Annotated in this window: 1 protein-coding gene; it reads left to right on the top strand. The window is 60.8% G+C overall.

What is annotated here, in order from left to right; translation table 11 throughout:
• On the top strand, nt 1–404 hold a 404-nt coding region (locus RVY79_RS17240), incomplete at its 5' end, for a DUF4376 domain-containing protein (protein WP_317465698.1).
• Nucleotides 405–495 lie beyond the last annotated feature (91 nt).

Below are 495 nucleotides of genomic sequence, written 5' to 3'. Positions count from 1 at the left end.
TCACCGACGATGAGGCTGCAGCAATACAGAATCCACCGCTCACCGTGGGGCAGGCGCAGGCACAGCAGATTGCATTGCTTGAAGCCGCGTACTCGAGCGCAATCACCCAGCCCGTGACCTTCACCACGGCGGCCGGCGTGAAAAAGACGTTCCAGGCCGACACCGACAGCCAAATCGTCCTGATCAAGGCGCAGCAGGGCTATGCGATTGTCGGCGCGGTTCCGGACGGCTTCTACTGGGTCGCATCGGATAACACGCAGGTTCCCTTCACGTTGGAGGATCTCAAAGGACTGTACGCGGCAATGCTGGCGCAAGGCTGGACGGCCTTCCAGCGCTTGCAAACGCAGAAAGCGGCCGTGCGAGCCGCAAAGACGCTGGCAGCCGTGAACGCGGTTGTCTGGTAATTCATCAGCAGCACACAAATGCCCGCCGGCTGGCGGGCTTTTTCTTTTCTCGGGGGTCTGAATGTCTGAACCAATCAGCGGCAGCGCGGCA

The organism is Chromohalobacter sp. HP20-39, assembly GCF_033052815.1.
Lineage (GTDB): Bacteria > Pseudomonadota > Gammaproteobacteria > Pseudomonadales > Halomonadaceae > Chromohalobacter.
This window is presented reverse-complemented; position numbering and strand designations above follow the sequence as displayed.